This is a genomic window from Halorubrum sp. SD626R (assembly GCF_001261915.1).
GTDB lineage: Archaea > Halobacteriota > Halobacteria > Halobacteriales > Haloferacaceae > Halorubrum.
Window position 1 is genome coordinate 1 of the sequence record NZ_CVRT01000128.1, and the last position, 6742, is coordinate 6742.

The window sequence follows — 6742 nt, forward strand, 5'->3', positions numbered from 1 at the left end:
GTGCGGTCGGCGCGCCGGTGAGCGGCCGCCGGTGGCGGCCGCGAACCGCCCGCGAGGGACGCGGTGAGCGCTCGGAGAGCGCGAATCGCGAGGCTGGGGAGGTGTGAGGTGCGGTTGCGGTGCTGTGCGAGGCGGGACTCAAAGGGGCAGTCGCGAGGGCGAAGCACGGCGACGGAAGCGCCGCAGCGAGGGAGCGTCAGCGACCGAACGAGGAGCGCACCGAGCCGCACAAGCCGTCGCGACTGGGGCTTTGGACGCATTCACCGCAACGTCGTCGATCACCTATAAACAGCCGACAGCAACACCACGAGCCGAGCTATAAACGACCGACCAACCGTACTGACAGACGTACTCCCGGTATCGCTCACAGTCGTTTCCGGATGTCTACAGCTCGACCGTCGCGAGATCGCTCTCCAGCCCGTCGACGAACTCGTTGTACGCGTCGACGAACCCCCTGAAGGAGTCGGCGTACTCGCGCACGTCGGCCGCGGAGGGCGCCTCGTACTGCGAGAGGAGGTAGAGCCCGCCGGAGCCGCCCACGCGGAGGTACGAGACGGCCCCCTCGTCCCACTTCAGCTCCCAGCGGTCGCCGTCGACGCGGGCCGTGTAGGTCCCGTAGTCGTCGCCCTCGTACCGATAGATCTCGCCGGCCATGACCGAACAGGCCTCGCGGATCCGGTCTAGCACGCGGTCGCGCTCGGCGACGACCCCGTCGGTCGAAGCGGGCTCGGGGAACTCGGCGCTCACGCCGTCGAGGACGCCCGACAGCGACGCGACGTACTCGTTCCACGCGGCGACGAACGCCGCGTAGTCGTCGAGGGCGGCCGCGAGGTCCTCCGGATCCGGCGGCTGCTTCGTCGAGATCACGTACACGTCAGAGCCGGATTTCGACGAGAACAGCAGGAACTCCAGCTCGCCGGCCTCGTGCTTGACGGTCCACGTCCCGCCCGGCGTCGACAGCTCCCGCCGGCCGTAGTCGCCGCCCTGGAGCTTCGCGAGCTGGTAGGCGATCGTTCCGGCGTGATCGCGGACGGCGGCGACGAGCTCGTCGCGCCGGTCGGCGACCGCGTCCGCGTCGCGCACGTCGAGGTCGAGCCCGAGGTCGGCGTGGGTGGTCACGGCCGATCTGGGCGCCACACGGGGTTAATCGGTTCGGGTCGGAGCAGGGTGTCGGACCCGCGTCCGGCGGTCACGCGATCGACTCCCGGAGCTCTCGGATCCGCGCCGGCTCGTCGATCCCGGAGCGCAGCACGACGGCGAACACCGCCTCACCGTCCGGCTCCGGCGCGTCCCCGCTCAGGATCGCGCCCGACCCGGTCTCGTCGGCGAGCCATCGCCGCCCGTCGGCGATCGCCTGTCGGTTGAGCCACGCCGGCGGCCCGCCGACGACGAGCAGCGTCCGGTCCGCGCGCCCATCCGGGACTTCGACGGTCGACTTCCCGCGGGCCGCCTTCCGGATCGTCGTCTCGATCGCCGACACCGCGGCGCTCGCGTCGACCGCGGCGGACTCGTCCGAGCCGAACAGCCCGAGCCCGAACCGCGACCCCGACTCCGGCGGGTCGACCGCCTGCGTCGCGTGCCCGACCGCGGCGATCTCCCCGTCGTCGCCGACCGCGCGGGCGATATCGCTCGCGTCGAGCACCTGCTGCGGGGTCGACTCCGCCTCGCCGGAGTCGCCGGCGCCGAACAGCGCCGCGACCCGCTCGGCGACGACCTCGTTCAGCCGGCCTCGCGCGTCGCGGAGCGTCTCTCCCGGCCGGAGCCACGCGTCGTTGTCGAACGGGAACACCGCCGAACAGCTGTCGGAGAGGGCGTCGAGCGTCCGGGCCGCGTTCTTCTCCGCGAGGGGGCGCCGGGGGTCGCGTCCCCCGGACTCGGACGCGCCCCCGCGGGCGGAGTCGGCCTCGTCGGCCGTCGACTCGGGCGACTCCGCCGACTCCGCCGGCGTCGGGAGGAGTCCGACGGCGTACACCGGGGCGTCGTAGAGCCGCGACAGCTCCTCGGCGAGCGCGGGGGCGGCGCCCGCGCCCGCGCCGCCGCCGAGGCCGACGACGAGCACGAACGCCTCCGCGGCCGACGGGGTCTCGTCGTCCATGGCCCGGCCGAGTTCGCTCGCGTGGGCGTCGCCGAGCCGCCGGGCGGCGTGGAGGTCCCCGTCGAGCCCGCTCCCGTCGGCCGCGTCGCCGAAGCGGTAGCGGCGCGACTCGTCGACCGACCGGAGCGCGTCGAGGGCCGCCGCGTCCGTGTCGAACGCGTTGATCCCGTGCAGGAACCGCTCGTGGCCGTGATCGGCCGCGAGCCGATCGACGATCCGGCCACCGGCGCCGCCGAGACCGATGACGTGAAGGCGCATACGTCACCCGGTCGGCGAGCGGGGGCTTATCTCTTCGGCTCGCCGGTCAGAACTCGTCGAGCCGCCGCTGTCCGCGGGGGACCGCCGCGGGGTCGCCCTCGGCGCCGACCTCGTTCGGGTCGCCGCCGAGCAGCCGGATCAGCGCCGTGTCGGCGAACGTGAGCGCCAGCACCAGCACGATGGGCGCGAGGAACAGCCCGTGGAAGCCGAAGACGACCGGGCCGAAGATGTACGCGAGCATGAGCAGCCCCACGTGGGTCGTCTTCCCGCTGAAGTACGGCCGGAGCACGATGTCGGGGATCGTGTCGACGACGACGGCCGCGACGACGAGGAAGCCGGCGACGTAGGCGAGCAGCGCGACGTCGCCGCCGCCGAGGAGCGTCGGCACCGAGGTCACCGCCGCCAGCGGGAGGTACACGATCTTCATCCCGATCACGGGGATCAGGCTCGCGATCCCGGTGAGCGCCCCTGCGAGCGCCGGATACGGCACCTCGACCGGGGTCGGCGCGACCACGTTGTACGCGGTGTACGTGACGACCGCGATGATCGAGATGGCGATGACGTTGAGCAGGTTCCCGTACAGCACCGCCTCCAGCTCGTCGTCTGCCGTTTCGAGGTACTCGCGGACCACCGCGTCGTCGTCGAACGTGAGGAGCCACTCGTGGAACTTCGAGCCGTCGAGCAGCAGGTAGTAGGTGACCACGACGACGATCAGGAGGTTGAGAGCGAGCCCGGAAAGCGTGCTCGCGAGCAGCGGCGCCTGCTCGGAGACGAACTGGATGAGCGGGTCGAACTGCCCCGAGCGATAGGCGGCGACGAGTCCGTCGAGCGTCGGGTCCGAGAGCTGGGCCAAGTCCCCGACCCAGGAGTCCTCCGCGCCGACCGTCTCCGCGACCGGGTACTGTTCGATGAACTGCCGCGCCTCGATCAGCACCAGCAGCACGGTGTAGCCGATGAGCCCGATGAGCGGGACCCCGATGAGCGACAGGGAGAGCACGGCCCTGGCGCGGGCCGGGAGCCGGAACCGTTCGAGCCGGTGGAAGAGCCGCCGCGTCGAGTAGTAGAGGAACACCGCGACCGTGAGCGGGGCGACGAACCGGTACCCGATGAACCCGACGACGAGCGCGACCGCGAGGCCGAAGAGGACGATGACGAACCGCTTCTCGTCCATGACCCCGCGTCTCGGTGTGCCGACATAAACTATGTGCCTTCGATCCGGGACGGAAACACGAGTTCGGCCGGTCACCGCGGTCGTTCGGCGGTCGACCGTTAGTCGTCGCGTCCCTCCGGGGAACGCTCGATCCGACCGCCGTCCCGCTCATCGTTCCGATCGCCGTTCCGCCCACCGTTCCGGTCGGTATCCCGCTCACCGTTCCGGTCGGCATCCCGCGCACCGCCGAGCCCGCGTTCGTCGATCGCCCGCTCGAACCGGGTCACCTGCTCGCGGTGCAGCGAGAGGATCATATCCGCCAGCACGCCGAAGATCAGCAGCTGGATCCCGAGGACCGCCGAACCGACGGCGCCGATGGCGATGATCTCGTGGGTGACGCCGTACGCGAACCACTCGTAGAGGACGTACGCGGTCATCGCCGCGCCCGCCGCCGTCGACACGCCGCCGACGCTGCCGAAGTAGAACAGGGGGTTGTTCGTCTTCGCCTTGCGGTACAGCTCTAAGAATATCACGCCGCCGTCGCGGATCGGGTGGAGGTTGGTCGCGGAGCCGCCGGGGCGCTCGCGGTAGGTGATCGGAACGACCGCGACGTCGACCTGGTTCTTCACGCATTCGACCGCCATCTCGGTCTCGATCCCGAAGCCGTCGGCGGTCAGGTGGAGCCGGAGGAACGACTCCCGGGTGAACGCCCGATACCCCGAGAGGATGTCCCGGTAGCGCTCCCGGTGGATCGCGCGGAACGCGAGGTTGATGATCCGGTTGCCCACCCGGTTCAGCCGGGTCATCGCCCCCGGCCGCATGTCGGCGAACCGGTTCCCGATGACGTGGTCGGCCTCGCCGGCGAGCAGGGGGTCGAGCACCGCGTCGACGTCGGCCGCGTCGTACGTCGCGTCGGCGTCGGCCATCACGACGTACGGCGCGTCGACGTGGTCGCGAACGGCCTCGCGGACGGCCTGTCCCTTCCCGCGACCCGACTGCTCGACGACGCGCGCGCCGGCCTCGCGGGCGGCCGCCCTGGTCCCGTCCGTGGAGCCGCCGTCGATCACGAGGACGTCCTCGATCCCGGCGTCGCGGAAGGCGTCGACGACGCGCGCGACCGTCTCGACTTCGTCCATCGCGGGCAGCAGGACGCAGACGTCGTCGTAGTCGCTCATGGCGGGTCGACGGCGGGGGAGTCCGTAAACTCTGCCCTTCCGGCGCCGCGGACCGCGTCGGAACGGCAAGGCCGCGGGGACGTCCTGTCGCCGGCCCCGCGGCCACCCATACGCTCATGTACCCCACGATGGATCGTGTTAGCATGTCGCAGCCACCCGACTCTCACGTCGACGAACTACTCAGCGCGGCGCGGACGGCGACGGGCGACGAACTCCGAAGTCTCACCTACTTCACCGAGGACGATGTCACGCAGCTGTATCTCCGTAGCGACCTGAGTCGGACCGCCGACCTCGTGGGGTTCGCGGAGAACGAGCGCCACGGGTTCCACTCGCAGTCGCTGTACGCCAACACGCAGCTCGGCGACTACCAGTTCACCGTGCGCGTGTTCGAGAACGGGTACCTGACGCGCGTGATCGCCGGGGAACACGGGATCTGGGTGACGACCGACTCGATGGAGATGGACCGGTTCGAGGAGCTCGCCAACGCGCTCTCGTCGATCCTCCGGTCGTTCGACCCGGCGTGACCGCCCCGAGCTGACTCCGGCCCCGTCGGTCAGCCGAGGTGGCTCTCGATCTCCGGGACCAGCTCCCCGGGGTCGACCGGCTTCGTGACGTAGCCGTCGGCGCCGGCCTTCACCGCCTCCATCATCTTCTCCTGTTGATCGACGCTCGTGCACATGACGATCACGGCGTCCGGCCACCGCTCCTTGATGGCCCGCGTCGCCTCGATCCCGGTCATCTCCGGCATCACCACGTCCATCGACACGGCGTCCGGCTCGTGCGCCTCGAACAGCTCCACGGCCTCCGCGCCGTTCTCCGCCTCGCCGACGACGTCGAACGACCCCTCCAGCGCGTCCCGGACCACGGTCCGCTGGAACGAGGAGTCGTCGACGACGAGCACCCGCGCTGTCATAGCTAACCATCGGCGGCTGAACGACAAAAGCGCGCGGATCGCCGGCGATCGGGTCCGCGGAGCCCGTCCGATCCCCGCACAAGACCTTGTATATTCGATCAAGCGTATAATGAACATAGGAACAAGGTTAAGGTGTATCCCGCGGTACGTCGCGACATGGAAACGCGGAAGGTCCAACGGCTGGGTCCGTCGACGCTGGCGATGACCCTCCCCGCCGAGTGGGCGCAGGAACACGGCGTCAACAAGGGCGACGAGGTGTCGCTCCGGATGGGCGGCAAGGGAACGCTCACCGTGCTCCCGGAGTCGGTGAGCTCGGAGGAGTCGGAGGCCGTAATCAACGCCGACGGGCTCGACGCGCGGTCGCTGGAGCGGGCCATCGTCGCGCAGTACGTGCTCGGGCGGCGCGTGATCCACGTCCGGAGCGAGGGCACGCTCGACAGCGAGCACATCAACGCCGTCTACAAGGCCGAGACGCAGCTGATGGGGCTCGGCGTCATCGAGGAGACGCCGGAGGACATCTCCATCCGTTGCTCGGTCGACCCGGAAGACTTCACCCTCGACAACCTGCTCGAACGGCTGGAGAACACCGGGTCGACGATGCGGGGCGAGGCCGTGAAGGCGCTCGCCCACGGTAACCCCGACCTCGCGCAGCGCGCGCTCAACCGCGAGCGGCAGGCGAACAAGATCTTCGTCCTCCTGCTCCGGCTCATCTTCACGGCCTACCAGAACCCGAACCTCGCCCGCGCGGTCGGCTTAGAGGAGGGGTTCCCCCTCATCGGCTACCGCTCCGTGGCGAAGAACTTGGAGCTCACCGCCGACAACGCGGAGGACATCGCCGACATCGTGATGGAGGCCGACGGCCACACGCTCGACGTCGACAGCGCGACGATGCGGCAGATCCGCGAGTTCACCGACCAGGTGGACGAGCTGACGGCGCTCGCGGTCCGGGCCGTCGTCGAGCGCGACTACGACCTCACCGTCGAGTGCCGCGACCTGTTCGCTCGGCTGGAGGACCGCGAGCAGGAGATCCTCGACGAGCTGCCGGACGACCTCGACAACGAGACGCTGCTGATGACCCGCGAGGTGCTCGTGAGCCTCCAGCACACCGCCGAGTACGCGATGCGGAACTCCGAGATCGCCGCGAACCTCGC

The 6742-nt window shown here is 70.1% G+C and carries 7 protein-coding genes; 2 read left to right on the plus strand and 5 right to left on the minus strand.

Annotation, left to right across the window (positions count from 1 at the left end; translation table 11 throughout):
• Positions 1-384 precede the first annotated feature (384 nt).
• From SD626R_RS12910 to aglJ, 4 genes are all read right to left on the minus strand, one after another.
• A complete protein-coding gene (locus tag SD626R_RS12910) occupies positions 385-1119 on the minus strand; it encodes a profilin-fold protein (protein ID WP_092566755.1) in 735 nt (244 codons plus the stop codon).
• A gap of 70 nt (positions 1120-1189) precedes the next feature.
• Positions 1190-2353 carry an FtsZ/tubulin family protein gene (locus SD626R_RS12915; protein WP_092566756.1) on the minus strand — a complete coding sequence of 388 codons (1164 nt, stop codon included), beginning with the start codon at positions 2351-2353 and terminating at the stop codon, positions 1190-1192.
• 46 nt (positions 2354-2399) lie between these two features.
• Entirely contained in the window at positions 2400-3524 is a 1125-nt protein-coding gene (locus SD626R_RS12920) for an AI-2E family transporter (protein WP_092566757.1), read from the minus strand.
• Between the two features lie 98 nt (positions 3525-3622).
• A complete protein-coding gene (gene aglJ, locus SD626R_RS12925) occupies positions 3623-4678 on the minus strand; it encodes an S-layer glycoprotein N-glycosyltransferase AglJ (protein ID WP_092566758.1) in 1056 nt (351 codons plus the stop codon).
• A gap of 143 nt (positions 4679-4821) precedes the next feature.
• On the opposite strand from aglJ, the gene SD626R_RS12930 reads away from it, so the two are divergent.
• Complete coding sequence (locus tag SD626R_RS12930) at positions 4822-5202, plus strand: DUF7522 family protein (RefSeq protein ID WP_092566759.1); 381 nt, start codon at positions 4822-4824, stop codon at positions 5200-5202.
• Positions 5203-5231: 29 nt separating this feature from the next.
• On the opposite strand, the gene SD626R_RS12935 is transcribed toward SD626R_RS12930, so the two are convergent.
• A complete protein-coding gene (locus tag SD626R_RS12935; RefSeq protein WP_092566760.1) occupies positions 5232-5591 on the minus strand; it encodes a response regulator in 360 nt (119 codons plus the stop codon).
• A gap of 156 nt (positions 5592-5747) precedes the next feature.
• On the opposite strand from SD626R_RS12935, the gene SD626R_RS12940 reads away from it, so the two are divergent.
• A partial coding sequence (locus tag SD626R_RS12940) for a phosphate signaling complex PhoU family protein (protein ID WP_092566761.1) occupies positions 5748-6742 on the plus strand: 995 nt, incomplete at its 3' end.